This window comes from Streptomyces sp. BRA346, assembly GCF_052851135.1.
Genome location: NZ_JAIWIH010000019.1, coordinates 111,565 through 137,705, shown reverse-complemented (window position 1 = coordinate 137,705; position 26,141 = coordinate 111,565). Strand labels below are relative to the sequence as shown.

Sequence of the window (26,141 nt, the reverse complement as noted above, 5' to 3'; positions counted from 1 at the left end):
GAAGGGGAACATGCCATGAGCGCCGAGGACCTCGAGAAGTACGAGACCGAGATGGAGCTGAAGCTCTACCGGGAGTACCGCGATGTCGTCGGTCTGTTCAAATATGTGATCGAGACCGAGCGCCGCTTCTATCTCACCAACGACTACGAGATGCAGGTGCACTCGGTCCAGGGTGAGGTCTTCTTCGAGGTGTCGATGGCGGACGCCTGGGTCTGGGACATGTACCGACCGGCGCGGTTCGTCAAGCAGGTACGCGTGCTCACGTTCAAGGACGTGAATATCGAGGAGCTGAACAAGAGCGACCTCGATCTTCCGGGGGGCTGACCCGCCGGGCTGACTCTCGGGGGTCGGCTCACTCTTCCGGGTGGCCGAGTTGTCCACCCGCGCCGGGCCGTCCACAGAAATCCACCAAGATCCCTGAAATCGGGGCGGGCGGGTCACAGTCGGTGCCGGAGGTGGTGCCGAATGAACGCCCGGGGAGCACTGGGCCGCTACGGCGAGGATCTGGCGGCGCGACGGCTGGCCGAGGCCGGTATGATCGTCCTGGAGCGCAATTGGCGGTGCCGGGACGGCGAGATCGACATCGTCGCGCTGGATGCCGGGGCGCTGGTCGTGTGCGAGGTCAAGACGCGTCGCGCGGAGGGCTACGAACCTCCGACGGCGGCGGTCAGGCCCGGCAAGACCGCCCGGCTGCGCCGGCTCGCCGAGCGCTGGCTGGAGCGGCACGGCGGGCCGCCGCCGGGAGGCGTGCGGATCGACCTGGTGGGCGTGGTGCTGCCGCGGCGCGGCGCGCCCGTGGTCGAGCATCTGCGGGGGGTGGCCTGAATGGGGTTCGCCCGCACCTGCTCGGTCGCGCTCGTCGGGGTCGAGGGCGTGGTGGTCGAGGTCCAGGCCGATCTGGAGCCCGGCGTGGCCGCCTTCACCCTGGTCGGCCTGCCCGACAAATCCCTCGTGGAGAGCCGGGACCGGGTCCGCGCCGCCGTGGTCAATTCGGGAGCCGCCTGGCCGCAGAAGAAGCTCACGGTCGGGCTCAGCCCGGCGTCCGTCCCCAAGGGCGGCAGCGGCTTCGACCTGGCCGTGGCCTGCGCGGTGCTCGGCGCCTCCGAGCGCATCGACCCGCGGGAGATCGCCGATCTGATGATGATCGGGGAGCTGGGCCTGGACGGCCGGGTCCGGCCCGTGCGCGGGGTGCTGCCCGCCGTGCTCGCGGCCGCCGAGGCCGGATACCGGGAGGTCGTCGTCCCGGAGCAGACCGCGGCCGAGGCCTCCCTGGTCCCGGGCGTCTCGGTGCTCGGGGTGCGGAGCCTGCGCCAGCTGATCGCGGTCCTCACCGACGAACCGGTGCCCGAGGAGGACGAGCCGCTGGAGGCCGGGCGGCCCGACCCGATGCTCGCCGGGCTCACCATGCCCGGCGCGGGCATGGGCACCGGGGTGGCCGCGCTCCCCGGGACCGGGACGGGGCGGCCCGATCTGGCCGAGGTCGCCGGACAGCGGGCCGCGCGCACCGCGCTGGAGGTCGCCGCCGCCGGGGGCCACCATCTGTTCCTCGTCGGGCCGCCGGGCGCGGGCAAGACCATGCTCGCCGAGCGGCTGCCCGGGCTGCTGCCGCCGCTCACCCGGCAGGAGGCGCTGGAGGTCACCGCCGTGCACTCGGTGGCCGGGGTGCTGCCACCGGGCGAGCCCCTGGTGCAGACGCCCCCGTACTGCGCACCGCACCACTCGGCGACCATGTCCGCCCTGGTCGGCGGCGGCAACGGGCTGCCGCGGCCGGGCGCGGTCTCCCTCGCCCACCGGGGGCTGCTCTTCCTGGACGAGGCGCCCGAGTTCAGCGGCCGGGCGCTGGACGCCCTGCGGCAGCCCCTGGAATCGGGCCATGTGGTGGTCGCCCGCTCCGCGGGCATGATGCGCATGCCCGCGCGCTTCCTCCTCATGCTGGCCGCCAACCCCTGCCCCTGCGGGCGCCACGGGCTGATGGGGGACGGCTGCGAATGCTCGCCCTCGATGGTCCGCCGCTACCAGTCGCGGCTCTCCGGCCCGCTGCTGGACCGGGTCGACCTGCGCGTCCGCGTCGAGGCGGTGAGCCGGGCCGAGCTGACCGGGGCGGGCGGCGGGGCGGAGAGCACCGCCTCGGTCGCGACCCGCGTGCGCGAGGCGAGGGAGCGGGCCGCCGCGCGCCTCGCGGACACCCCCTGGCAGCTGAACAGCGAGGTGCCGGGCCATGAGCTGCGCACCCGCTGGCAGGCCTGCCCCGGGGCGCTCCGCGAGGCCGAGCGCGACATGGAGCGCGGGCTGCTCACCGCCCGCGGCCTGGACCGGGTGCTGCGGGTCGCCTGGACCGTCGCCGACCTCGCCGGGCACGACCGGCCGCTGGCGCCGGACATCGCCCAGGCCCTCCAGCTGCGCACCGGAGTGGCCCGCGCGGTGCCGGTCGGCGCGGGGGAGTACTGATGGCCGTCTGCCCGGCGGGAGGCCCGGCCGCGGCGCCCGGGATGCCACCCGCCATGGACCCCGGGCCGCGCGTGGACGACGAGGAGCGGCTCGCCCGCGCGGCCCTCACCCGGCTCGTGGAGCCCGGCGACGAAGCGGTGGGGCGCTGGCTGCGCCGACTGGGACCAGTCGGGCTGCGGCGGGCGCTCACCGGGGAGGCCCCGCCGCCGCCCGGGGCCGGCCCGCGGCGGCTGGCCGGATGCGCACTGCGGGCCGACGGCCTCGACCCGGCAGCCGACCTCGACCTGATCGCCGCCCGCGGCGGGCGGTTCGTCTGCCCCGGGGACATGGAGTGGCCCGGTCAGCTCGACGACCTCGGGGACGCTCGCCCGGTCGGGTTATGGGTGCGGGGCCCCGCGTCGCTGCGCATGTGGGCGCTGCGCTCGGCCGCGGTGGTGGGGGCCCGCGCGTGCAGCGACTATGGCGCGCATGTCGCGGCGACGATGGGCGCCGGGCTCGCCGAGCGGGGCTGGGTGGTGGTCTCCGGCGCGGCCCAAGGAGTGGACGGCGCGGCGCACCGCGGGGCGCTCGCCGTGGGCGGGGCCACCGTCGCCGTGCTCGCCTCCGGGGTGGACACGCCCTATCCGCGGGGGCACGCCGAGTTGATCGAGCGCATCGCGGAACAGGGGCTGGTACTGGCCGAGTTGCCGCCCGGAGTGCATCCCACCCGCAGCCGCTTCGTGCTGCGCAACCGGGTCATCGCCGCGCTCACCCGCGGCACGGTCGTCATCGAGGCCGAGTACCGCAGCGGATCGCTGGTCACCGCGCGCCGGGCACAACAGCTCGGCCGGTCCACCATGGGAGTGCCCGGCCCGGTCACCAGCGGGCTTTCCGCGGGGGTCCACGAACTGCTGCGCGGCGAGGCCGTCCTGGTCACCGACGCCGACGAAGTCGTCGAGCTGATCGGCGGCATCGGGGACCTCGCCCCTGTCCGGGAAGGGCCCCTCGTCGAGCGGGACCTGCTCGATCCCGTGACGGCACGGGTGCTGGAAGCGTTGTCGGCACAGGGCGGCAACGAGGGACGTGAGGTGGCCAGGGATTCCGGGACGAGCTGTGAAGAGGCCGTGGGCCGGCTCTACGAGCTGCTCGCCCTGGGTTTCGTCGAACGCCATGGCGACCGCTGGCAGTTGGCGCCGCCCGCGCGCCGTAGTGACGTCACACGGCGAGGCGATCCCCCATATCGGGGCAATCGGGTGAAAGGGTTGAGGCGATGACCGTATCCGCACACCGCCGAGCCGTTGCCCTTCGCATACCGCGACGCCGCAGTCACGCTACGCTCACAAGGTTTCCGGTGGAAGCGTACGTCCTCACCCATGTCATGGCAGAACGGCTCAAGGCGACGAATGCCCCAGCACATCTCCGGGTCTGACCGCGCGGCGCCGCCCGCTGCCCGCGGCGCGGTGCGCCCCGCGGCACCGTCCTCGCTCGACGAGCTGTGGCGGTCGTACAAAGCCACGGGCGACGGGCGGCTGCGGGAGCAGCTGATCCTGCACTACTCACCGCTGGTGAAATATGTGGCCGGGCGGGTCAGCGTCGGGCTGCCCTCCAATGTCGAGCAGGCCGACTTCGTCTCGTCCGGTGTCTTCGGACTCATCGACGCCATCGAGAAGTTCGACCCCGAGCGTGCCATCAAGTTCGAGACCTACGCCATCACCCGCATCCGCGGTGCGATGATCGACGAACTGAGGGCGCTGGACTGGATCCCGCGCTCGGTCCGCCAGAAGGCCAGGGCGGTCGAGCGGGCGTACGCCACGCTGGAGGCGGCGCTGCGGCGCACCCCCACCGAGGCCGAGGTCGCCGCCGAGATGGACATCAGCGTCGATGAACTGCATGGGGTCTTCAGCCAGTTGTCGCTGGCCAACGTGGTCGCCCTGGAGGAGCTGCTGCACGTCGGCGGCGAGGGCGGCGACCGGCTCAGCCTCATGGACACCCTGGAGGACACCGCCGCGGACAACCCGGTCGAGGTGGCCGAGGACCGGGAGCTGCGCCGACTGCTCGCCCGGGCCATCAACACCCTTCCGGAGCGGGAGAAGACCGTGGTCACGCTCTACTACTACGAGGGGCTCACGCTGGCCGAGATCGGCCAGGTCCTCGGGGTCACCGAGAGCCGGGTCAGCCAGATCCACACCAAGTCCGTGCTCCAGCTGCGTGCGAAACTCGCCGACGTCGGACGCTGAATCGTCCCGCCGGGTCCGCCACCGTCGTGACGTGACCGTGACGTCTCCGTAGAGTGGTGACGTGCCCAGGATTCGAGCGGCCTCAGTGGCCGAGCACCGGACGATGCAGCGCGGCGCCCTGCTGGAGGCCGCCCGCTCCTTGCTGTCCGAGGGCGGTACGGAGGCGTTGACCTTCCCCGCACTCGCCGAGCGCACGGGCCTCGCCCGCTCGTCCGTCTATGAGTACTTCCGTTCCCGCGCGGCCGTGGTCGAGGAGTTGTGCGCCGTCGACTTCCCGGTCTGGGCCGCCGAGGTCGAGGCCGCCATGGAGGAGGCCGGGACGCCCGAGGCGAAGGTCGAGGCATATGTGCGCCGACAGCTCGCTCTCGTCGGCGACCGCCGCCACCGTGCCGTGGTGGCGATCTCGGCCGGTGAGCTGGACGCGGGCGCGCGCGAGAAGATCCGCGCCGCCCACGGCGGGCTGATCGGCATGGTGGTCGAGGCCCTCGGTGCGCTCGGCCATCAGCAGCCCCGGCTGGCCGCGGTGCTGCTCCAGGGCGTCGTGGACGCCGCGGTCCGCCGCATCGAGCTGGGAGCAGCCGAGGACCCCGAGGGCATCACGGAGGCGGCGGTCGCCATGGCCCTGGGCGGCGTACGGGGCTGATCTCCCGCGGCCGGGCGTCCGGCGGACCCGGCCGCGCAGCCGGTGCCCGGCCCAGGCGGCCGCGGCCGCCAGCCCCACGGCCGGTGCCAGGTCCGACGGCCCGGTGGGGGAAGCAGCGGCCGCCAGGCGTGGCCGTGCCACGGCGGCCCCCGGAGGTGAGGCCGCCGCGGACCCCTGCGCGGGTGGGATGCCGAAGACCGGCAGCAGCCGGGACGGCCCGCCCCGCAGCATCGACCGCGGCAGCAGCGACAGCGGATCCAGATAGCGGTCCCCGCGCCGCAGCCCCCAGTGCAGACAGCCCGTCCGGCAGTGGAACGGCCCTGCCTCCATCACCCCCACCACCTGCCCCGCCGTCACCCGCGCGCCCTCGGGCACCGTGGCCCGCACCGGTTCGTAGGACGTCCGCAGCGGAGGGTCGCCGGTCCCGGACAGCTCGATGGTGAGCACCCCGCGCCCCGCGACCGGCCCCGCGAAGCTCACCCGCCCCGCGGCCGCCGCCCGCACCGCCTGCCCCGCCCGCGCCGCCAGATCGACCCCGCGATGGCCCGCCGCCCACGGCGCGGGCGGCGGCCGCCATGCCCTCAGCACCGAAGGGCGCAACGCCCCCTCCGGCCCCGCCACCGGCCATGACCGGCCGTCGGAACCCGGAGCCGCCACCGCGGCCGGGGCCCGGAGGGGAAACATCAGAACGCAGAGGGTCAGAGCCCACACCGCACCAAGCCGTCGCATGTCACCCACGGTGAAGCCAATCGCCGCATCCGGTGGATCATGGACGCGAATTGGGGACTACCCACGGGTTGTGGATATCGCCGTCACCCGGCACCGCACGGGTCCCGTACACTTCTTATGGCGATCCGGGTCACCGGATCGACTTCGCACGCCCCGCCGCCCGCGCCCCGAGCACGTATCGGCAGCACGGCGGCCGCGCCCCTCGGTCCTCGGACGAGCCCCCTACCAGGGCCCTCGTTCGTGGCAGGCGCGCCGGGGCGTCAGGAGCGGCGGCCGCCCGGCCGCCGTGGAACCGAGTACCTCAAGGAGTACGGCCATGGCCGTCGTCACGATGCGGGAGCTGCTGGAGAGCGGCGTCCACTTCGGGCACCAGACCCGCCGCTGGAACCCGAAGATGAAGCGCTTCATCTTCACCGAGCGCAACGGCATCTACATCATCGACCTGCTCCAGTCGCTGTCGTACATCGACCGCGCCTACGAGTTCGTCAAGGAGACCGTCGCCCACGGCGGCTCCATCATGTTCGTCGGCACGAAGAAGCAGGCGCAGGAGGCGATCGCCGAGCAGGCGACCCGCGTCGGCATGCCGTACGTCAACCAGCGCTGGCTGGGTGGCATGCTGACCAACTTCTCGACCGTCTACAAGCGCCTTCAGCGCCTGAAGGAGCTCGAGCAGATCGACTTCGAGGATGTGGCCGCCTCCGGCCTCACCAAGAAGGAGCTCCTGGTCCTCTCCCGCGAGAAGGCCAAGCTGGAGAAGACCCTCGGCGGTATCCGCGAGATGCAGAAGGTGCCGAGCGCCGTCTGGATCGTGGACACCAAGAAGGAGCACATCGCCGTCGGTGAGGCGCGCAAGCTCCGCATCCCGGTGGTCGCGATCCTCGACACCAACTGCGACCCCGACGAGGTCGACTACAAGATCCCGGGCAACGACGACGCGATCCGTTCCGTCACGCTGCTCACCCGCGTGATCGCCGACGCCGTCGCCGAGGGCCTCATCGCCCGCTCCGGCGTCGCCACCGGCGACGAGAAGGCCGACAAGGGTGCGGGCGAGCCGCTGGCCGAGTGGGAGCGCGACCTGCTCGAGGGTGAGAAGAAGGCCGACGAGCCCGAGGCCAAGCCCGCCGAGGCCGCCGCCGAGAAGCCGGCCGAGGACGCCAAGCCCGCCGAGGCTCCGGCCGAGGACGCCAAGCCCGCCGAGGCCACGGCCGCGGACGCCGAGCAGGCCTGACCACTCAGACGGTGTACAACGGCGGGGGACGGTGCGGACGGCACCGCCCCCGTCGTTCACCCGTAGAGCTTTCGACTTTCGAGAAGAGATTCACAGATCATGGCGAACTTCACCGCCGCTGACGTCAAGAAGCTCCGCGAGCTCACCGGCGCCGGCATGATGGACTGCAAGAAGGCGCTGGACGAGGCCGAGGGCAGCGTCGACAAGGCCGTCGAGATCCTTCGCGTCAAGGGCCAGAAGGGCGTGGCCAAGCGCGAGAGCCGCAGCGCCGAGAACGGTGCCGTCGTCTCCCTCATCGCCGACGACAACACCTCCGGCGTGCTGGTCGAGCTGAAGTGCGAGACCGACTTCGTGGCCAAGGGCGACAAGTTCGTCGCCGTCGCCGACGCCATCGCCGCCCACGTCGCCAAGACCGTCCCGGCCGACCTCGACGCCCTGCTCGCCTCCGAGATCGAGGCCGGCAAGACCGTCCAGGCGTTCGTGGACGAGGCCAACGCGACCCTCGGCGAGAAGATCGTCCTCGACCGTTTCGCGCAGTTCTCCGGCGGCTACGTCGCCGCGTACATGCACCGCACCAGCCCGGACCTGCCGCCGCAGGTCGGCGTCCTGGTCGAGCTGGACAAGGAGAACGCCGAGGTCGCCAAGGACGTCGCGCAGCACGTCGCCGCCTTCGCGCCGAAGTTCCTGAGCCGTGACGAGATCCCGGCCGAGACGGTCGAGAACGAGCGTCGCGTCGCCGAGGCCACCGCCCGCGAGGAGGGCAAGCCCGAGGGCGCCCTGCCGAAGATCATCGAGGGTCGCGTCACCGGCTTCTTCAAGGAGAACGTCCTGGTGGACCAGGCGTTCGCCAAGGACAACAAGAAGAGCGTCCAGAAGGTCCTGGACGAGGCCGGCGTCTCCCTGACCCGCTTCGCCCGTTTCCGCGTCGGCGTCTGAGCCGAGCAGCGAAACACCGGCGACACCGATAGGGTCGTAGGCAGCCAACCGTCAACCGGTCGGCCGCAGATGTGACGAGGAGGCCATTGCCGCAGAGGTCGTACCAGGACCCGGCAGTGGCCTTCTTCGTATGTGCACGAGGAGATCTCCAATGAATCACGGCGCGGACGCCAAACAGGCCGCCGACAAGAACGCGGACGGCCCAGCCCGACACGGCCGTTTCCTGCTGAAGCTGTCCGGCGAGGCGTTCGCCGGGGGCGGGGGACTCGGGGTCGACCCCGATGTCGTGCACGCCATCGCCCGCGAAGTCGCCGCCGTGGTGCGCGACGGCGCCGAGATCGCCATCGTGATCGGCGGCGGCAACTTCTTCCGCGGGGCCGAGCTTCAGCAGCGCGGCATGGACCGGGCACGCTCGGACTACATGGGCATGCTCGGCACCGTCATGAACTGTCTCGCCCTCCAGGACTTCCTGGAGAAGGAGGGCATCGACTCCCGCGTCCAGACGGCCATCACCATGGGCCAGGTCGCGGAGCCGTACATCCCGCTGCGCGCGGTGCGCCACCTGGAGAAGGGGCGCGTGGTGATCTTCGGTGCGGGCATGGGCATGCCGTACTTCTCGACGGACACCACCGCCGCCCAGCGCGCCCTGGAGATCGACGCCGAGGCGCTGCTCATGGGCAAGAACGGGGTGGACGGGGTCTATGACTCCGACCCCAAGCGGAACCCGGACGCGGTCAAGTTCGACGCGCTGGAGTACGGCGAGGTGATCACCCGGGACCTCAAGGTCGCCGATGCCACCGCGATCACCCTCTGCCGGGACAACAAGCTGCCGATCCTGGTTTTCGAGCTCACCGCCGAAGGAAATATCGCGCGCGCGGTGAAGGGTGAGAAGATCGGCACGCTCGTGAGTGACCAGGACTCGCGGGCCTGACGGCTCGTTCGGGGGATGGACAACGGCCTGCCGGTCGGACACCGTGCAGGAGAAGACGCACGCAGGGGCGAGGCTCTGCTTACGGATAACACCAGGAGCAAGTGGTGATCGAAGAAATCCTCCTCGAGGCCGAGGAGAAGATGGAGAAGGCCGTTGTGGTCGCCAAGGAGGACTTCGCCGCGATCCGCACCGGGCGTGCGCACCCGGCGATGTTCAACAAGATCGTGGCGGACTACTACGGTGCGCTGACGCCGATCAACCAGCTCGCGTCGTTCTCGGTGCCCGAGCCGCGCATGGCCGTGATCACCCCGTTCGACAAGAGCGCGCTGCGCAACATCGAGCAGGCGATCCGCGACTCGGACCTGGGTGTCAACCCCAGCAATGACGGCAACATCATCCGAGTGGTGTTCCCCGAGCTCACCGAGCAGCGCCGCAAGGAGTTCATCAAGGTCGCCAAGGGCAAGGGCGAGGACGCGAAGATCTCGATCCGCAGCATCCGGCGCAAGGCCAAGGAGTCGATCGACAAGCTGATCAAGGACGGCGAGGTCGGCGAGGACGAGGGCCGGCGCGCGGAGAAGGAGCTCGACGACCTCACCGCGAAGTACGTCGCGCAGGTGGATGAGCTGCTCAAGCACAAGGAAGCCGAGCTGCTCGAGGTCTGATGAACGACTCTTCCTGGGGGGCCCCACCACGCGCCGGACTCTGGGGACCGACTGATCAGGGCACCTCCCCCGGCTACGGCTGGGAGGTGCCCCCTTCTTCGGCGGGTCCCGCGCACGAGGTGGCCGAAGCGGCGCAGACTCGCCCCATGCCCACCGTGCCGCACGCAGGCGGCGAACCCGGCGACGCCGCCGGCCGCGACCGGGGGGCCGCCCGGCCGGGCGGCCCCTTGTTCCGCGATGAGCGGGAGCCGCGGCCCGGACCGGGGCAGCCCGCCGGGCAGCCGCCGACGCCCCCCGGCCCCGGCCCCGAGTCCGCCGGCAGCGCGCCCGGCAACGGCGGTGGTCAGGGCACGAAGAAGAAGAGCGCGGGCCGCGATCTGCGGGCCGCGATAGGGGTGGGCGTCGGGCTGGGCGTGATCATCGTCGCCTCGCTCTTCATCTACAAGCCGGTGTTCATCGGCGTGATAGCGGTCGCCGTGGTCGTCGGGCTGTGGGAGCTGACCTCCCGGCTGGCCGAGCGGAAGGACATCCGGGTCCCCCTGGTGCCGCTCGCCGTCGGCGGCGTCGCCATGGTCGTCGCGGGCTATGTGCGCGGGGCGCAGGGCGCGTGGGTGGCGGTGTCGCTCACGGCGCTCGCCGTGCTCGTGTGGCGGATGACCGAGCCGCCCGACAACTACCTCAGGGATGTCACGGCGGGCGTCTTCGCCGCCTTCTACGTGCCGTTCCTCGCCACCTTCGTGGCGCTCATACTGGCAGCCGAGGACGGCCCGTGGCGGGTGCTGACCTTCCTGCTGCTGACCGTGGTGAGCGACACCGGTGCATACGCGGTGGGCTGGCGCTTCGGCAAGCATCCGCTCGCACCCCGCATCAGCCCCGGCAAGACCCGCGAGGGGCTGCTGGGCGCGGTGGCGTTCGCGATGGTCGTCGGCGCGCTGTGCATGCAGTACCTCATCGAGGACGGCGTGTGGTGGCAGGGGCTGCTGCTCGGCCTCGCCGTCGCGGTCAGCGCGACCCTGGGGGACCTCGGCGAGTCCATGATCAAGCGTGACCTCGGCATCAAGGACATGGGCAAGCTGCTGCCCGGCCACGGCGGGATCATGGACCGGCTCGACTCGCTGCTGCCCACCGCTCCCGTGGTGTGGCTGCTGTTCGTGATCTTCGTGGGCGGCGGCTGAGCCGCGTAACGGATCGCACTCTCCGGGCCCCGCGCCGCCCGTGGCGCGGGGCCTTCCGCATGTCTGCGACACTGGTACGGCCATGCCTAAGCCCGGAGAACTCACTTTCGCCGTGCCGCGTGGGGCCAAGAAGCCCCCGCGGCACCTCGCCGACCTCACGCCCGCCGAGCGCCGCGAGGCCGTCGCCGCCCTCGGGGAGAAGCCCTTCCGGGCCGCTCAGGTGTCGCGCCACTACTTCGCCCGGTACACCGACGACCCCGCCCAGTGGACCGACGTACCGGCCGGCGCGCGCGAGAAGCTCGCGGCCGGGCTGCTGCCGGACCTGATGAGCGTCGTGCGGCACATCAGCTGCGACAACGACACCACCCGCAAGACCCTGTGGCGGCTCTTCGACGGCACGCTCGTGGAGTCCGTGCTGATGCGCTACCCGGACCGGGTCACCATGTGCATCAGCTCCCAGGCGGGCTGCGGCATGAACTGCCCGTTCTGCGCCACCGGCCAGGCGGGTCTGGACCGCAACCTGTCCACCGCCGAGATCGTGCACCAGATCGTCGACGGCATGCGGGCCCTGAGGGACGGAGAGATCCCCGGGGGCCCGGCCCGGCTGTCCAACATCGTCTTCATGGGCATGGGCGAGCCGCTGGCCAACTACAACCGGGTCATCGGTGCCATCCGCCGGCTCACCGACCCCGAGCCCGACGGGCTCGGTCTTTCGCAGCGCGGAATCACGGTTTCGACCGTCGGACTGGTCCCGGCGATGCTGCGGTTCGCCGACGAGGGCTTCAAGTGCCGCCTGGCGGTCTCCCTCCACGCGCCCGACGACGAGCTGCGCGACACCCTCGTCCCGGTCAACACCCGCTGGAAGGTGCGCGAGGTCCTGGACGCGGCGTGGGAGTACGCGGAGAAGTCCGGCCGACGGATCTCCATCGAGTACGCCCTGATCAAGGACATCAACGACCAGGCGTGGCGCGCCGACCTGCTCGGCCGGCTGCTCAAGGGCCACCGGGTGCACGTCAACCTCATCCCGCTCAACCCGACGCCCGGCTCCAAGTGGACGGCGTCCCGGCCCGAGGACGAGAAGGCGTTCGTGGCCGCCCTGGAGCGGCACGGGGTGCCGGTGACCGTCCGGGACACCCGGGGGCAGGAGATCGACGGGGCGTGCGGCCAGCTGGCGGCCACGGAGCGCTGAGAACCGCCGACTGATACGGCTGATACGGTGCCTTCGCACAAGCGCCGCACAACCGTCGTATCGCGGCGCACAAATGAACATTCCGACAGGGGAGCGCGACAGCGCTGAGAGTGCGGCACGGCCGCAGACCCTCCAACCTGATCCGGGTCATACCGGCGTAGGGAGTCAGCCTCACCATGAACAGCCATCTTCGGCGTGCCGTCACCGCCGCCCTCGTCGGATCCCTCGGCACCGGCGTCCTCACCGGTTGCGGCGGGGACGCGGCGGACGGCAAGGACTCCAAGACCGTCACCCTGGTCTCGCACGACTCGTTCGCGGCGTCCAAGGCCGTCCTCAAGGAGTTCACCCGCACGACCGGCTACAAGGTGCGGGTACAGGCCGGTGGTGACGCGGGGGCCGCCGTCAACCAGGCGATCCTGTCCAAGGGCCATCCGCAGGGCGATGTGTTCTTCGGCGTCGACAACACCCTCCTCTCGCGCGCGCTCGGCAACGACCTGTTCACGGCGTACGAGGCGAAGGGCCTGGACAAGGTCCCCGCGGCGTTCCAGCTCGACCGGGCGAAGCACCGCGTCACCCCGGTCGACTACGGCGACATCTGCGTCAACTACGACCGCGCCTACTTCGAGCGCAAGAAGCTCGCGCCGCCGAAGACGTTCGCCGACCTGACCAAGCCCGCGTACAAGAACCTGCTGGTCACCGAGAACGCCGCCACCTCGTCCCCCGGTCTCGCCTTCCTCCTCGGCACCGCCGCCCGCTACGGCGACCACGGCTGGCGCGACTACTGGAAGAAGCTGCGGGCCAACGGCGTCGAGGTGGTCGACGGCTGGGAGCAGGCGTACTACGACCGCTTCTCCGGTTCGGCGGGCGGCGCCAAGGGCGACAAGCCGCTCGTCGTCTCGTACGCCTCCAGCCCGCCCGCCGAGGTGGCGGACGCGAAGTCGAAGCCCGCCAAGGCCCCGACCGGGGTGGCGGACGGCACCTGCTTCCGGCAGACGGAGTTCGCCGGGCTGCTGAAGGGCGCGGGCAACACCAAGGGGGGCAAGGCGCTGCTGGACTTCCTGCTGACCAAGCGATTCCAGGAGGACGTACCGCTGAACATGTACGTCAATCCGGTGCGCGAGGGCGCCGAGCTGCCGGAGGTCTTCACCCGGTACGGGGTCAAGGTCGCCGACCCGGCCACCCTGCCCCCGCGGAAGATAGCCAAGAACCGTGAGCCCTGGGTCAAGGCATGGTCCTCGCTCGTTCTGTAGAGCCCCGCGAGAACCGTGAGAAGGGCGAGGGGAAGGCACGCGGCACCGCCCTGCGGCTCGCCCTCATGGCCGTGCCGCTCGCGTTCTTCGGCGTCTTCTTCGCGTATCCCGTGGCCGCGATCGTCACCCGCGGGCTGCGCGTCGGCGGCCGGTGGCGCCTTGAGCGGATACCCGAGGTGCTGGGCGACCCGTCCGTCCTGCACACCCTGTGGTTCACCGGCTGGCAGGCTGCCGCCTCGACCGGGCTGACGTTGGCGGTCGCGCTGCCCGGCGCGTATGTCTTCGCCCGCTTCGACTTCCCCGGCAAGGGGCTGCTGCGCGCCGTGGTGACCGTGCCGTTCGTGCTGCCGACCGTCGTCGCCGGGTCGGCGTTCCTGGGGCTGCTCGGGCGCGGCGGGCTGCTGGACGAGCTGTGGGGGATACGGCTCGACACCAGCGTCTGGGCGATCCTGCTGGCCCACGTCTTCTTCAACTACGCGGTGGTCGTCCGCACCGTCGGCGGGCTGTGGGCGCAGCTCGACCCACGCCAGGAGGAGGCCGCCCGGGTGCTCGGCGCGAGCCGCCTCGCGGCCTGGCGCCGGGTCACCCTGCCCGCGCTGGGCCCCGCCGTGGCCGCCGCCGCGCTGATGGTCTTCCTGTTCACGTTCACCTCCTTCGGCGTGATCCAGATCCTCGGCGGTCCGCGCTACGCCACCCTGGAGGTGGCCATCTACCGGCAGACCGCGCAGCTGCTCGACCTGCCGACGGCCGCGGTGCTGACCCTCGTGCAGTTCGCGGCGGTCGCGGCCGTCCTCGCCCTGCACGCCTGGACCGTACGCCGCCGGGAGGGCGCGCTACGGCTCGTCGACGCCGCCCGGACCGCGCGCCGTCCCCAGGGCCCGGCGCAGTGGGGGCTGCTCGCGGGGGTGCTGGCCGTCGTCGCGCTGCTGATCGTGCTGCCGCTCGCGGTGCTGGTGGAACGCTCGCTCCACGGGCCGGACGGCTACGGGTTCACGTACTACCGGGCGCTTCAGTCCGCCGCCGACAGCGGCGGCACCTTCTTCGTGGCCCCCGTGGACGCCATCGGGAACTCCCTCCAGTACGCGGCCGTCGCCACCGTCTTCGCCGTCCTCGTCGGCGGCCTCGCCGCCGCCGCGCTCACCCGCAGGGCCGGGCGCCTCGTCCGCGGCTTCGACGCGCTGCTGATGCTGCCGCTGGGCACCTCCGCCGTCACCGTCGGCTTCGGCTTCCTCATCGCGCTCGACGAACCCCCGCTGGACCTGCGCGCCTCCTGGCTCATCGTGCCGCTCGCCCAGGCCCTGGTGGGCGTGCCCTTCGTCGTCCGCACCCTGCTGCCCGTCCTGCGGGCCGTGGACCACCGGCTGCGGGAGGCCGCCGCCGTGCTCGGCGCGTCCCCGCTGCGCGCCTGGCGCGAGGTGGACCTGCCGCTGGTGGGGCGGGCGCTGGCGGTCGCGGCGGGTTTCGCGTTCGCCGTGTCGCTCGGCGAGTTCGGGGCCACGGTGTTCATCGCCCGGCCCGACCTCCCCACCCTCCCGGTGGCCGTCGCGCGCTTCCTGGGCCGCGCGGGACAGCTCAGCTACGGGCAGGCGATGGCCCTGAGCACGATCCTGATGCTGGTGTGCGCCTGCTCCCTGCTGGTCTTGGAGCGCATCCGGACCGACCGCTCGGGGGAGTTCTGACATGTCTGACAGCGCGGGGAGCCTGATGACGCTGCTGCGACTGGACGAGGTGACGGTCCGTTACGGCCGCAACGACGCGCTCGACGCCGTCGACCTGGACGTCGCCGAGCACGAGACCGTCTGTGTGCTGGGCCCCAGCGGCAGCGGCAAGTCCACGATGCTGCGTGTGGTGGCCGGACTCCAGCGCGCCGCCTCCGGCCGGGTCTGGCTCGCGGGCCGCGACCAGAGCGGCGTGCCCACCCATCGGCGCGGGGTGGGGCTGATGTTCCAGGACCATCAGCTCTTCCCACAGCGCGACGTGGGCGGCAACGTCGCCTTCGGGCTGCGGATGCGGGGAGCGGGGCGCGCGGAGGCGGACCGCCGGGTCGCCGAACTGCTCGACCTGGTCGGACTGCCCGGCGCGCAGCGGCGGCCCGTCGACTCGCTGTCCGGCGGTGAGCAGCAGCGTGTCGCGCTCGCCCGCGCGCTGGCGCCCCGGCCGCGGCTGCTGATGCTGGACGAGCCGCTGGGCCAGCTCGACCGCGGGCTGCGGGAGCGGCTGGTCATGGAGCTGCGGGAGCTGTTCGCCCGGCTGGGCACCACGGTCCTCGCCGTCACCCACGACCAGGGCGAGGCGTTCGCGCTCGCCGACCGGGTCGTGGTCATGGAGGACGGCAGGATCGCGCAGTCCGGCACCCCGCTGGAGGTGTGGCAGCGGCCCGCGAACGAGTTCGTCGCCCGCTTCCTCGGCTTCGACAACGTGGTCGAGGCGATCGTGCACGGCGAGATCGCCGACACCTGCTGGGGCAAGCTGCCGGTGCCGCCCGGCTCCCGGCCCGGTCCGGGCCGGCTGCTGGTCCGCCCGGGTGGGATACGGCTGACGGACCCCGCGGACGGGCTGCCCTGCACGGTCGCCGCACGCACCTTCCGCGGCGACCATGTGGCGGTCGTCCTCCAGCCGGAGCACGGGCCCCGCCTGGAGGCGTCCTGCGCGCTCCGGGACGCCCCGGAGGCGGGGGACCGGGTCGGGGCGATCTTCGACTCCGCGGATGTGGTGGTGCTCGACGGGTCGTAGGGCGCGCGGTTCGGCGTAGGGCGCGCGGCGCGTCGTAGGGTCCGCGGTTCGGCGTAGGGAAGTTCAGCCCGTCGGGCCGGTGCTCAGCCCGTCAGGGAGGCGAGCGCGTCCGGGGCCTCGTCCACCGAGTCCACCAGCGCGATACGGGCCTTCATCGACCGCCCCTCCGCGAGCGCTTCGAGCAGCGGCCAGGCCGGCAGCCGGCGTGTCCAGTGGTCGCGGTCCACCAGCACCATCGGGGTCGGCTCGCCGCGCGACTCGTAGTAGTTCGGCGTGGCGTTGTCGAAGATCTCCTGGAGGGTTCCGGCGGCGCCGGGCAGGAAGACGACGCCCGCGTTCGAACGGGCCAGCAGCCCGTCCTCGCGGGTCGCGTTGGCGAAGTACTTGCCGATGTGCGAGGCGAAGGCGTTCGGCGGCTCGTGCCCGTAGAACCAGGTCGGAATCCCGACCGACGCGCCGCCGTCCGGCCACCGCTCCCGCACCGCGAACGCGGCCCCGGCCCAGGCGCCCACCGACGGGCGGAACGAGGGCTGCCCGGCGAGGAGTTCCAGCGCCTCCTTCAGCGCCGCGTCCGGAAGAGGCGCCGTGTACGCGCCCAGGTTGGCGGCCTCCATCGCGCCCGGGCCGCCGCCCGTCGCGACCGTCAGCCCGGACCGCGCCAGCGCCTGCCCGAGCCGGGCGGCGCCCGCGTACCCCTCGGAGCCGCGCTCCAGGGCGTGGCCGCCCATCACGCCCACCACCCGGGCGCCGGTGAGCAGTTCGTCCAGCGCGTCGGAGACGGCGTCGTCGTGGATCGAGCGCAGCATCGAGGAGAAGATGTCGCCGTCCGCCTTGGTCCGCCGGAACCAGGCGTAGGCGCGCGCGTCCGGCGTGCCCGCGTACCCGTCCGTCCCGTCGTCCAGGCTCTCGAACAGCTCGGCCGCGGTGTAGAGGGTGCCGCGGTACGGGTCGAACGGCAGGTCCGGCACGGGCGGGAAGACCAGCGCCCCCTGCGCCCGGACCCGCGCCGCGGCCTCCGGCTCCATCGGGCAGCCCAGGAAGACCGCCCGGTCGATGTCGGTGGACAGCAGCGCGGACGTACGGGCCGTCAGATCGACGGACTGGACCCGGTATCCGGCCAGGGTGCCGCGGGCGACGACCTGGTCGAACTCCTCCAGGGACTCTATTTCGACGTCGGGTGCGGTGGTGGAAGCGTCATCGGTCTGCACGGCGTCATGCTAATCACACCGGACGGCGGCGGGGGCAGGAGCGGTGGACTCAGGAGTGGGTGAACGGCATCGTCGTCAACTGGCCCACGCCCCACGCCACCGGCGCCAGCAGGAGCAGCAGCGCCGCACCGCGCAGCACGGCCGCGCCCCGCAGCAGACGGGCCGACGCGCCGAGGCGCAGCAGCGCGGCCGTGGTGCGTCGGCGCGCGCTCCGCGCCTCCAGCGCCGCGTTGAGCACCGTGGTGAACGCGCACATCAGGACCAGGACCACGCCCAGGTCGGTGAGCGGACCGAAGGAGTCGGCGCCGGAGCGACCGTGGGCCGCCGCGTGCAGCCGCAGCGCCCCGTACAGCCCGGCGGCGACCGCGCACAGCACCCCCACCGGACGCCCGATCAGCCCGGCCTCCTGCTGGAGCATGCGCCCCGCCAGCAGCCGCAGCGGGCCCGGCCGCCCCATGGCCAGCAACCGGCCGCAGCCGTGGACGAGCCCGGGTCCGGCCAGGACCAGCCCGGCCACCGTCAGCACCCAGCCGCCCACCACCTCGGGCACGCTGCCGCCGAACCGCCCGGACGGCGACACCAGCGCGCCGGGGGACGGATGCGCCCCGCGCACCGCGTACGCCTCCAGCGCGAGCCCCACCGCGAGTAGCGCGACGCCCCACGGCAGGGCGGACGCCGCGCGGTGGGCCGCCGGGGTGAGCGGGCCGGTCGCCACGGTGGGCACGGCCGACCGCGGTGCCGCGGCCCCCGGCCGTCGGGGCGCTCCCGCTCCCGGCGCCGACGGCCGCGGCCACAGCCCCGCCGCGCTCGCCGCGCCCGCCACCACCGGCACGACGGCCACCAGCGTGACCGCCCCCACCAGCGGCAGCGGCCGCTCCCCGCCGAGCGCGCGGCCCGCCGCGCCGTTCCCCGCCCACAGCAGCCATGAGCCGCCCACGTCGCCGCGCAGATGAAGGAAGGTCAGGAGCGCCAGCGCGCTTCCGGCCGCGCACGCCGTCGCCGTCGCGACGCCCGCCAGCAGCGCCAGCCGGGCCGGTCCGAGCCCGGCCGCGGCGAACCCCACCCCCGGGCGGGTGGTGGGGTCGGCCCGGGCGACGGACATGGCCAGCTGCACGGTCGCGGTCAGCGGGACGACGCACCACAGCAGCCGCGCGAGCGCCCCGTCGGGGTCGGCCGGGTGGCTCGCCGCGAACCCCAGGGCGGTCAGCAGCAGAAAGCTCGCGCCCGCCGCGGCGACGGCCACCAGCGACCGTCGCAGCAGGACCAGCGGATGGGCGCCGCGGGCTAGGCGGAGGCTGAGCACGCCGCGATGCCCTCCGCGTCGGGGGACGCCGCCGAGTCCACCAGGCTGCCGTCCAGCAGCGTCACAGTGCGGTCGGCGAGCGTGGCCACCTCCGGGTCCTGGGTGGCGAGGACGACGGTGATGCCGTGCGTCCGCGCCGCCGAGGTGAGCGTACGCAGCACCTGGGCGCGGTCGGCGCGGTGCAGCGGCGCGGTGGGCTCGTCCGCGAACAGCACACTGGGCGTCGGCGCCAGCGCCCGCGCGATCGCGACCCGCTGACGCTGCGACTGGAGCAGCGCCCCGGGGCGCACCCCCGCGCACTGGGCCACGTCGAGCCGCTCCAGCCACTCGCACGCCGCGCTCTTCGCGGCGCGCCGCCCGGTGCCGCGCAGCATCAGCGGCAGCGCCGCGTTCTCCCACCCGGTCAGCTCCGGCACGAGCTGCGGTTCGGTGTCGATCCAGCCGAAGTGGTCGCGCCACAGCCGCTCGCGGCTCAGGGGGGTGAGGGAGTGCACGGCGGTGTCGTTGAACCACACCTCTCCGTCGTCCGGGACCAACTGGCCCGACAGGCACTTCAGGAGCGTGGTCTTCCCGCAGCCCCGGGGGCCGGTCACCGCCAGGATCTCGCCCTCGCGGGCGCCGACGGAGACACTGGCGAGGGCGGGCGAGCCGTCATGGGCGTACGACAGGGTGCGTGCCCGGAGCACGTCGTTGTCCGGCGGAGCCACCATCCAGAGCACCTCGCCTTACCTGCGATCGTCTCGTTCCCCCGCCGGGGTGAACGAGGCCGGAGCCAATGGGTCACCAGGGGGCGTCGTGCCGATCATGCCGGGCTGATCGACAAGACACCTTCTGGCACGGTAAGGACTCCCGCCGGGGCCCGCGCCTGAGGCTCGGCCGGGGGCGGGCCGGGTTCCTCCGATCAGCCCTGGTGCGGTCCTCCGAGGTGGGTGGGCGCGAACATGCGCAGGAGGGCGGGGAGGACGACGACCGAGGGGCCCGGGGCGGCCAGCGCCGCCGCCAGGTCGGTGCGCAGCCGGTCGGGTGCCGTCCGCACGGCCGGCACGCCGAAGGACTCGGCGAGCGTGACGAAGTCCGGGCGGACCAGCTCGGTGGCCGTCGCCTCGCCGAACGCGTCCGTCATGTACTCGCGCAGGATCCCGTAGCCGCTGTCGTCCACGATCAGCCAGGTCACCGGCAGGTCGTACTGGCGCGCGGTGGCGAGTTCGGCGATCGAGTACATGGCCCCGCCGTCGCCCGACACGGCCAGCACCGGCTTCGTACGGTCCGCGGCGGCGGCCCCCAGCGCGGCCGGAAACCCGTAGCCGAGGCCGCCCGCGCCCTGCGCGGAGTGCATCGCGCCCGCGCGCGGGTCGAACGCGGACCAGGCCCAGTACGCGAGGATCGTCATGTCCCAGAAGCTGGGCGCGTCATCGGGCAGGGCCTCCCGCACGGCGCCCAGCACCTGCTGCTCCAGGTCCAGGTCCTGCGCCGCGATCCGCTGCCGTACGCGGTCCAGCAGGGCGGCCGCGGTCTCGGCGCCGGTCGTCCGCGGGCGGGGTGTGACCTCGCTCATGAGGGCGGACAGGGCGGGCCCCGCGTCGGCGTGGATGCCGAGGGCCGGGTGGTTGGACTCCAGCTTGCCGAGGTCGGCCTCGATCTGGATGACCTGACCGCGGGGCCGGAACGTGTGGTAGTTGGAGGAGAGTTCGCCGAGCCCCGAGCCGACCACGAGCAGGACGTCCGCGTCCTCCAGCAGGTCGGTCGTGTGCCGGTCCTCCATCCAGGACCGGAGGGAGAGGGGATGGTCCCAGGGGAACGCGCCCTTCCCGCCGAACGTCGTGGCCACGGGGGCGTCCAGGCGCTCGGCCAGCGTGCGCAGTTCCTCGCACGCCCCCGCGCGGACGACCCCGCCCCCGGCAAGGATCACCGGGCGCTCGGCCGTGCTCAGGAGGTGTGCGGCCCGTTCCGTGAGTTCGGGGCGGGGCGGCAGCGGGCGCGGGGCCGCGGTCAGCGAGGTGACGGGCGGTACGGAGGTGGGGGCCAGCAGGACGTCCTGCGGGATCTCCAGCCACACCGGGCCCGCCGGTGCCTCCAGGGCGGACGCCCACGCGGCGGCGACGGCGGACGGGATCTGCGAGGCCGCGCGGACCGTGTGGACGGACTTGACGATGTCGCGGAACGACGCCTTCTGGTCAGCCAGTTCATGCAGATATCCCTTACGGCCGCCGCCGAGCCCCGGGGTGGGCACCTGGCTGCCGATCCCCAGCACCGGCGCGGACGCCGCGGCCGACTCCTGAAGCGCCGCCAGCGTCATGAGCGCGCCGGGGCCGGTGGACACCAGCAGCGGGGCGACGGAGCCGGTGACGCGGGCGAAGGCGTCGGCCGCGAACCCCGCGTTGTTCTCCACGCGCAGGCCCACGTAGTCGAGGCCGGAGCGGCGCAGGGCGTCGAAGGCGCCCAGCGCGTGCTGCCCGGGGAGCCCGAAGACGGTGGTCGCGCCGAGCGCGGTGAGGGATTCGACGACGAGATCGCCGCCGTGGCGCTCGCGCGGAGCGGTGCGCATGGAGTGTGCCCTTTCCTGGTGGTGGTGTGACTACGCGTTCGCCGGGGTGGGCGCGGGTTCGGGGGCCGGGTCGCCGGCCAGGCGGCGCTGCCAGGCGTCCAGGACCGCCGCGTCCGTCGGCCTCGTGGCCAGGCTCACCGCCACGTACGCCACGAGCGAGGCCAGCAGGCCGATGTAGATGGGCTCGCTGGCGAGGATGCCCTTCCAGAACATCAGCCCGACCACCGTCGTACCGCCCACGGCCACCGACGCCAGCGCTCCCGCACCCGTGCCGCGCTTCCACAGCAGGCCGCCCAGGATCGGCACCAGGAGCCCGCCGACCAGCACGTTGTAGGCGACGGTCAGCGCCTCGACGACATTGTTCAGCGCGATGGAGATGCCGACCACCGTGACGCCCATGACGAGGATGAAGAGGCGGTTGCCCGCGACCTCGTCGTGCGAGGCGTTGGCGGGGCGGCCCCGGAGGCGGGCCCAGATGTCGTTGTTCGCGACCGTGGCGCAGGCGATGAGGGCGCCGGAGGACGTCGACATCACCGCGGACAGGGCCGCCGCCAGGACCAGCCCCTTGACGCCGATGGGAAGGGCGTCCTTGACGATGGTCGCGAACGCGTCGTCGGGGGCGCCGAGGTGGGGGTAGAGGGTCTTCGCCGCCGTACCGATGACCGCTCCGGCGACCGCGTACGCCAGACAGTACGTCCCGGCCGCGGTGCCGCCGACGCGGGCGACCTTGTCGTTGCGGGCGGTGAAGACGCGCTGCCAGATGTCCTGGCCGATGAGCATGCCGAAGGAATAGATGAGCACGTAGGTGAAGACGGTCTGGGCGCCGATGCCCATGGGGGAGAAGTAGCTCGGCGGCAGTTCGGACTTCATCGCGGCGAAGCCGCCCGCCTTGATGACGGCGATCGGCAGCAGGAGGAGCAGGACGCCGACGGTCTTCACGACGAACTGCACCATGTCGGTGAGCGTGATCGACCACATGCCGCCGAGCGTGGAGTAGCAGATCACGATGGCTCCGCCGAGCACGATCGCCACGACGCGGTCGAGACCGAAGATCACGTCGAAGATGGTGGCGTACGCGATGGTCGAGGTGACCGCGAGCATCAGGGTGTACGCCCACATGACGATGCCCGAGATCAGCCCGGAGGTCCCGCCGTAGCGCAGGTCCAGCATCTGGCTGACCGTGTAGACCTTGAGGCGGGCGATGCGCGCCGAGAAGAAGACGGACAGGGCGAGCAGGCCGAGGCCGATGGTGAGGACCATCCAGGCGCCCGAGAGCCCGTACTGGTAGCCGAGGCCGACGCCGCCGATGGTGGAGGCGCCGCCGAGCACGATCGCGGCCATCGTCCCGGAGTACATGGCGGGGCCCAGACGGCGGCCCGCGACCAGGAAGTCGCTGGTCGACGTGGTGCGGCGCATGCCCCACCAGCCGAGGGCGAGCATGCCCGCGAGATAGACGACGATCACCGTGTAGTCGACAGCGGTCATGGTGGGGCTCCTCACGGCGGGGACGGTGACCGCGACCTTAGGGTGTCGCCGAAGAGGCCGGGAAGTGTACGTTTCCTCCACTCACGGTCCCCGGGATGGAGGAAAAGGCCATGCCGCCGACAGTTCCCGTGCCCTTGGCCGTCCTGCTGGACCACCCCGGACTGGGGCTGCGGCAGGTCGCCGGGCCGCGCGGGGAGGCGCCGGTGTACCTGGTGCACACGAGCGAGATGGAGGACCCCGTTCCGTATCTGCTGGGTGGCGAACTGCTGCTCAGCGCCGGGGTGCACGGCCCGGAGGCGACGGACGCCTACTGGGACCGCTATGTGGCCCGTACGGTCGAGGCGGGCGCCACGGCGCTGGGGTTCGGCGTCGCGCCGGTGCACCAGGAGGTGCCACGGGCGCTGATCGAGGCGTGCGACCGGCATGGGCTGCCGCTGGTGGAGGTGCCGCGGGAGACCACGTTCACGGCCGTCGCGAGCGCCGTGTGGGACGCCATGGCCGAGCGCCGCCACCAGGAGCTGCGGCGGATCACGGAGGCACAGCAGTCGCTCGCGGCCGCCGCCGCGCGGCCCCATCCGGTACCGGCCGTGCTGCGGCTCCTGGCACGGCATCTGGGCGGATGGGCGGTGCTGTACGGGCCCGACGGGTCGGAGCTGGCGGCGGCGGGGCCGCGCCCGTCCCCGGAAGCGCGCGCGGCGCTCGCCTCCCTGGCCGCCCGGCTGCGGACGGGCCCGGCCTCGGCCGCGGGCACGGCGGACGGGGCCGCCTTGAGCGCGTACGGCCTGGGCGGGCCGGAACGGCCGCTCGCCCTGGGCGTGTGCGCACCGCGGCGCGACGCGACGGAGAACGCGGTCGTGGGCGTGGCCATGGTGCTGCTCGCCCTGCTGACCGGGCGGCGCACGGCCGACGCGGGCGCCGAACGCACCGCGCTGGTGCGGCTGATGCTGGGCGCCGAACCGGCCGGTGTCGCCGGGCTGTTGAACGGCGCGGACGTGTGGACCGTGGTGCGCGGGCGGCGCCGGGGGCGCGGCGACGACGGGCTGCTGGCCGCGGCCGCGCTCGCCGCCGGGCTCGGTACGCAGCTGGTCGACCTGGACGGGGACGACCTGTGCGCCCTCGTGCCCGGCGACGCGGAGGTACGGGCGCAGCCCGGCTGGACGCTGGGTGCCGGGGCGCCGGTGCCCGCAGACGGCCTCGCGCACGGCGGCGCCGACGCGGCCCGCGCGCTGCGCCGGGCGGTCGCGGAGCGGCTGCCCGTGGTGCGGCACGCTCCGTCGCGGGGCGGGGTCGCCTCACTGGTCGACCCGGCCGAGGCCGAGACGCTGGGCCGCGCCCGGCTCGCGCCGCTGGACGGTGCGCCCGCCCTGCGCGAGACGCTGCGGGTGTGGCTGTCGCTGCACGGCAGTTGGGACCGTACGGCGGTGGCGCTGGACATCCACCGCAATACGGTCCGCCAGCGCATCGCCCGCGCCGCGGCCCTCCTGGAGGCGGACCTGGGCGACGCGGACGTGCGGATGGAACTGTGGTTCGCCCTCAAGTGGGGCTGACACCCGGCCCCACCGGGCGGGTGGGGGGCTCAGAGCTTCGTCCACGCCTCCGTGAGCACGCCCCTCAGCACCTGCTCGATCTCGTCGAACAGCCCCTGGTCCGCGATCAGTGGCGGGGCCAGCTGGACGACCGGGTCGCCACGGTCGTCGGCACGGCAGTAGAGCCCGTTGTCGTACAGGGCCTTGGAGAGGAAGCCGTACAGGACGCGCTCGGTCTCCTCGGCGTCGAAGGACTCCTTCGTGGCCTTGTCCTTGACCAGCTCGATGCCGTAGAAGAAGCCGTTCCCCCGGACGTCGCCGACGATCGGCAGGTCGTGCAGCCGCTCCAGGGTGGAGCGGAACGCCGCCTCGGTGCCCAGCACATGCTGGTTCAGCCCCTCGCGCTCGAAGATGTCGAGGTTGGCGAGGGCCACCGCCGCCGAGACCGGGTGGCCGCCGAAGGTGTAGCCGTGCAGGAAGGTGTTGCCGTCCCGGTAGAACGGTTCGGCGAGCCGGTCGGAGACGAGGCACGCGCCGATCGGGGAGTAGCCGGAGGTCATGCCCTTCGCGCAGGTGATCATGTCCGGGACGTAGCCGAACTTGTCGCACGCGAACATCGTGCCCAGCCGCCCGAACGCGCAGATGACCTCGTCGGAGACGAGCAGGACGTCGTACTGGTCGCAGATCTCGCGCACCCGCCGGAAGTACCCGGGCGGCGGCGGGAAGCAGCCGCCCGCGTTCTGCACGGGCTCCAGGAAGACCGCGGCGACGGTGTCCGGGCCCTCGAAGAGGATCTGCTGCTCGATCTGGTCGGCGCACCAGCGGCCGTACGCCTCGGGGTCGTCGCCGTGGATCGGCGCCCGGTAGATGTTGGTGTTGGGCACCTTGTGCGCGCCGGGGACCAGCGGCTCGAAGGGGGCCTTCAGCCCGGGCAGGCCGGTGATCGACAGGGCGCCCTGGGGGGTGCCGTGGTAGGCGACGGCCCGGGATATGACCTTGTGCTTGGTGGGCTTGCCGGTGAGCTTGAAGTACTGCTTGGCCAGCTTCCAGGCGGTCTCGACCGCCTCGCCGCCGCCGGTGGTGAAGAAGACCTTGTTGAGGTCGCCGGGCGCGTAACCGGCCAGTCGTTCGGCCAGTTCGACGGCCTTGGGGTGGGCATAGCTCCACACCGGGAAGAAGGCCAGTTCCTGTGCCTGCTTGTACGCCGTCTCCGCGAGTTCCACGCGCCCGTGGCCGGCCTGCACCACGAAGAGCCCGGCGAGGCCGTCGATGTAGCGCTTGCCCTTGTCGTCGTAGATGTACGTGCCCTCGCCGCGCACGATCGTCGGCACAGGGGCGTTCTCGTACGACGACATGCGGGTGAAGTGCATCCACAGGTGGTCGTACGCCGTCTTGGAGAGGTCCGCGCTCATGGCTGTCTCGTTCCCCAGGTGTAGGTCTGCTTCCGGAGCTTGAGGTAGACGAAGCTCTCGGTGGAGCGCACGCCGGGCAGCGTCCGGATCCGCTTGTTGATCGTTTCAAGGAGATGGTCGTCGTCCTCGCAGACGACCTCGATGAGGAGATCGAAGGAGCCCGCGGTGACGACCACGTACTCGACCTCGTCCATGGCGGTCAGCGCGTCCGCGACCGGGTCGAGATCACCGTCGACGTCGATCCCGACCATCGCCTGGCGCCGGAACCCCACGGTGAGGGGGTCGGTGACGGCGACGATCTGCATCACGCCCTGGTCGAGCAGCTTCTGTACGCGCTGCCGCACGGCCGCCTCGGACAGGCCCACGGCCTTGCCGATGGCGGCATAGGGGCGCCGCCCGTCCTCCTGGAGCTGTTCGATGATCGCCAGGGATACGGAGTCGATCGACGGCGTGCCGTTCTTGTCAGGTGTGGCCACGGCCCTCACTGTGCACGAGCCTCGACTGTCTGGCAACCCTCGATCG

General features: G+C 72.7%; 23 protein-coding genes, 1 pseudogene and 1 riboswitch. Of the genes and pseudogenes, 16 read left to right on the top strand and 8 right to left on the bottom strand.

Features of this window, described 5'->3' with window-relative positions; all coding sequences use genetic code 11:
- Positions 1-15: 15 nt before the first annotated feature.
- The 6 genes from LCH29_RS22460 to LCH29_RS22435 all read left to right on the top strand — a co-directional run bounded on the left by LCH29_RS22460 (position 16) and on the right by LCH29_RS22435 (position 5,307).
- Positions 16-324: a DUF2469 domain-containing protein gene (locus tag LCH29_RS22460; protein WP_009714730.1), complete on the top strand. Its 309-nt coding sequence runs from the start codon at positions 16-18 to the stop codon at positions 322-324.
- 141 nt (positions 325-465) lie between these two features.
- Positions 466-825 (top strand): YraN family protein, encoded by a 360-nt coding sequence (locus LCH29_RS22455; RefSeq protein WP_446463543.1) that lies wholly within the window; start codon positions 466-468, stop codon positions 823-825.
- Complete coding sequence (locus LCH29_RS22450; protein ID WP_446463542.1) at positions 826-2,448, top strand: YifB family Mg chelatase-like AAA ATPase; 1,623 nt, start codon at positions 826-828, stop codon at positions 2,446-2,448.
- Positions 2,448-3,701: a DNA-processing protein DprA gene (gene dprA, locus LCH29_RS22445; RefSeq protein WP_446463541.1), complete on the top strand. Its 1,254-nt coding sequence runs from the start codon at positions 2,448-2,450 to the stop codon at positions 3,699-3,701. Before LCH29_RS22450 ends, dprA begins: the two co-directional genes overlap by 1 nt.
- A gap of 129 nt (positions 3,702-3,830) precedes the next feature.
- Complete coding sequence (gene whiG / locus LCH29_RS22440) at positions 3,831-4,664, top strand: RNA polymerase sigma factor WhiG (RefSeq protein WP_123105557.1); 834 nt, start codon at positions 3,831-3,833, stop codon at positions 4,662-4,664.
- A gap of 103 nt (positions 4,665-4,767) precedes the next feature.
- Positions 4,768-5,307 carry a TetR/AcrR family transcriptional regulator gene (locus LCH29_RS22435; RefSeq protein ID WP_039941040.1) on the top strand — a complete coding sequence of 180 codons (540 nt, stop codon included), beginning with the start codon at positions 4,768-4,770 and terminating at the stop codon, positions 5,305-5,307.
- Positions 5,308-5,619: 312 nt separating this feature from the next.
- Here LCH29_RS22435 and LCH29_RS22430 read toward each other — a convergent pair.
- Positions 5,620-5,991: pseudogene (locus LCH29_RS22430) on the bottom strand (peptidoglycan DD-metalloendopeptidase family protein); the annotation flags it as partial.
- A gap of 361 nt (positions 5,992-6,352) precedes the next feature.
- Between LCH29_RS22430 and rpsB the strand changes: the two are divergent.
- The 9 genes from rpsB (at position 6,353) to LCH29_RS22385 (ending at position 16,140) form a co-directional block, all read left to right on the top strand.
- The gene (gene rpsB / locus LCH29_RS22425; RefSeq protein ID WP_446463540.1) at positions 6,353-7,264 is read left to right on the top strand and encodes a 30S ribosomal protein S2; all 912 of its coding nucleotides are present in this window, start codon (positions 6,353-6,355) and stop codon (positions 7,262-7,264) included.
- A gap of 99 nt (positions 7,265-7,363) precedes the next feature.
- A complete protein-coding gene (tsf, locus tag LCH29_RS22420; RefSeq protein ID WP_446463539.1) occupies positions 7,364-8,200 on the top strand; it encodes a translation elongation factor Ts in 837 nt (278 codons plus the stop codon).
- 151 nt (positions 8,201-8,351) lie between these two features.
- On the top strand, positions 8,352-9,131 hold the full coding sequence (gene pyrH / locus LCH29_RS22415) for a UMP kinase (protein ID WP_123105825.1): 780 nt from the start codon (positions 8,352-8,354) through the stop codon (positions 9,129-9,131).
- A gap of 104 nt (positions 9,132-9,235) precedes the next feature.
- Positions 9,236-9,793 carry a ribosome recycling factor gene (frr, locus tag LCH29_RS22410; RefSeq protein WP_009714720.1) on the top strand — a complete coding sequence of 186 codons (558 nt, stop codon included), beginning with the start codon at positions 9,236-9,238 and terminating at the stop codon, positions 9,791-9,793.
- Positions 9,793-10,968: a phosphatidate cytidylyltransferase gene (locus tag LCH29_RS22405; protein WP_446463538.1), complete on the top strand. Its 1,176-nt coding sequence runs from the start codon at positions 9,793-9,795 to the stop codon at positions 10,966-10,968. The genes frr and LCH29_RS22405 overlap by 1 nt, the downstream gene beginning before the upstream one ends.
- An 82-nt stretch (positions 10,969-11,050) precedes the next feature.
- Positions 11,051-12,157 carry a 23S rRNA (adenine(2503)-C(2))-methyltransferase RlmN gene (gene rlmN / locus LCH29_RS22400; protein ID WP_446463537.1) on the top strand — a complete coding sequence of 369 codons (1,107 nt, stop codon included), beginning with the start codon at positions 11,051-11,053 and terminating at the stop codon, positions 12,155-12,157.
- 77 nt (positions 12,158-12,234) lie between these two features.
- A riboswitch (TPP riboswitch) is annotated at positions 12,235-12,338 on the top strand.
- Complete coding sequence (locus tag LCH29_RS22395; protein ID WP_446463536.1) at positions 12,334-13,407, top strand: thiamine ABC transporter substrate-binding protein; 1,074 nt, start codon at positions 12,334-12,336, stop codon at positions 13,405-13,407. Its footprint overlaps the riboswitch before it by 5 nt.
- Positions 13,386-15,086: an ABC transporter permease gene (locus LCH29_RS22390; protein WP_446463535.1), complete on the top strand. Its 1,701-nt coding sequence runs from the start codon at positions 13,386-13,388 to the stop codon at positions 15,084-15,086. Before LCH29_RS22395 ends, LCH29_RS22390 begins: the two co-directional genes overlap by 22 nt.
- Before the next feature lie 25 nt (positions 15,087-15,111).
- Positions 15,112-16,140, top strand: coding sequence for an ABC transporter ATP-binding protein (locus tag LCH29_RS22385; protein WP_446463583.1), 1,029 nt, complete (start codon positions 15,112-15,114; stop codon positions 16,138-16,140).
- 83 nt (positions 16,141-16,223) lie between these two features.
- Here the strand turns inward: LCH29_RS22385 and LCH29_RS22380 are convergent, their stop codons facing one another.
- From LCH29_RS22380 to LCH29_RS22360, 5 genes are all read right to left on the bottom strand, one after another.
- Positions 16,224-17,348, bottom strand: a complete 1,125-nt coding sequence (locus LCH29_RS22380; RefSeq protein WP_446463534.1) for an LOG family protein — start codon at positions 17,346-17,348, stop codon at positions 16,224-16,226.
- A 49-nt stretch (positions 17,349-17,397) separates the two neighbouring features.
- Entirely contained in the window at positions 17,398-18,651 is a 1,254-nt protein-coding gene (locus LCH29_RS22375; RefSeq protein WP_446463533.1) for a hypothetical protein, read from the bottom strand.
- Positions 18,633-19,361, bottom strand: coding sequence for an ABC transporter ATP-binding protein (locus LCH29_RS22370; RefSeq protein ID WP_446463532.1), 729 nt, complete (start codon positions 19,359-19,361; stop codon positions 18,633-18,635). Before LCH29_RS22370 ends, LCH29_RS22375 begins: the two co-directional genes overlap by 19 nt.
- Before the next feature lie 191 nt (positions 19,362-19,552).
- Positions 19,553-21,196 (bottom strand): thiamine pyrophosphate-binding protein, encoded by a 1,644-nt coding sequence (locus LCH29_RS22365; RefSeq protein ID WP_446463531.1) that lies wholly within the window; start codon positions 21,194-21,196, stop codon positions 19,553-19,555.
- A 30-nt stretch (positions 21,197-21,226) separates the two neighbouring features.
- Positions 21,227-22,681 carry a sodium:solute symporter gene (locus tag LCH29_RS22360; protein ID WP_446463530.1) on the bottom strand — a complete coding sequence of 485 codons (1,455 nt, stop codon included), beginning with the start codon at positions 22,679-22,681 and terminating at the stop codon, positions 21,227-21,229.
- Between the two features lie 110 nt (positions 22,682-22,791).
- Between LCH29_RS22360 and LCH29_RS22355 the strand changes: the two genes are divergently transcribed.
- Entirely contained in the window at positions 22,792-24,228 is a 1,437-nt protein-coding gene (locus tag LCH29_RS22355; RefSeq protein ID WP_446463529.1) for a PucR family transcriptional regulator, read from the top strand.
- Positions 24,229-24,257: 29 nt separating this feature from the next.
- Here LCH29_RS22355 and LCH29_RS22350 read toward each other — a convergent pair whose 3' ends face one another.
- Positions 24,258-25,619: an aspartate aminotransferase family protein gene (locus tag LCH29_RS22350; RefSeq protein WP_446463528.1), complete on the bottom strand. Its 1,362-nt coding sequence runs from the start codon at positions 25,617-25,619 to the stop codon at positions 24,258-24,260.
- Positions 25,616-26,095, bottom strand: coding sequence for an Lrp/AsnC family transcriptional regulator (locus LCH29_RS22345; protein WP_446463527.1), 480 nt, complete (start codon positions 26,093-26,095; stop codon positions 25,616-25,618). Before LCH29_RS22345 ends, LCH29_RS22350 begins: the two co-directional genes overlap by 4 nt.
- Positions 26,096-26,141: the final 46 nt, after the last annotated feature.